Source organism: Massilia glaciei (assembly GCF_003011895.2).
GTDB classification, from domain to species: domain Bacteria; phylum Pseudomonadota; class Gammaproteobacteria; order Burkholderiales; family Burkholderiaceae_D; genus Telluria_A; species Telluria_A glaciei.
In genome coordinates this window covers 1-501 of record NZ_PXWF02000207.1, presented here as the reverse complement: position 1 = coordinate 501, position 501 = coordinate 1, and the positions used below count along the sequence as shown (strand labels likewise).

General features: G+C 55.1%; 1 protein-coding gene. It reads right to left on the bottom strand.

The genetic code is table 11. From position 1 onward, the window contains the following. Nucleotides 1-40 precede the first annotated feature (40 nt). Nucleotides 41-427, bottom strand: a complete 387-nt coding sequence (locus tag C7C56_RS28175) for a hypothetical protein (RefSeq protein WP_146204459.1) — start codon at nt 425-427, stop codon at nt 41-43. Between the last annotated feature and the right edge of the window lie 74 nt (nt 428-501).

The following is a 501-nucleotide window of genomic DNA, read 5'->3' as shown; positions in this document are numbered from 1 at the left end:
GGTTCAGCTCGTGGCGTCGCTGCGCTCGCACGATCGAACCTTAGTCTTTAGGCTGCGCAAATTCTACAGATTCTTGCGACAACCTGGACTTTAAATATGGGATCCACGACCGCAAATCGTCATTTGAGGCTTTCCCTGCCGGACCCAGCGCTTCTAGGAAAATCAGCGAGTCTCGCAAATCAATCAGTTCGGCGCCGGCCGAGCCGGTCTTGTGAGCCAACCCCTCAAGGATGACAGTCAGCGACGCTAGTGCAGCGCCCTCTGGCGGAGACCTTCGATTGACGAATGGTTTTCTGAGCGCTAACAGACCGGATTGGGCAACTTCAATCGCTTGCGCATGCATGCCTTGACGCTCAAGCTTTGATGCGCGACCGACGGAAGCGCTTGCTCGAAGGGCAATAAGGAAGCTTCGTGCCGTTGCGAACATGAGAGGCCTAACGTTAAAATTCAGGTACGCCGGAGGCGTCGCTTGGAATGCTTGGCGGTTTCAAATTCCAAGCG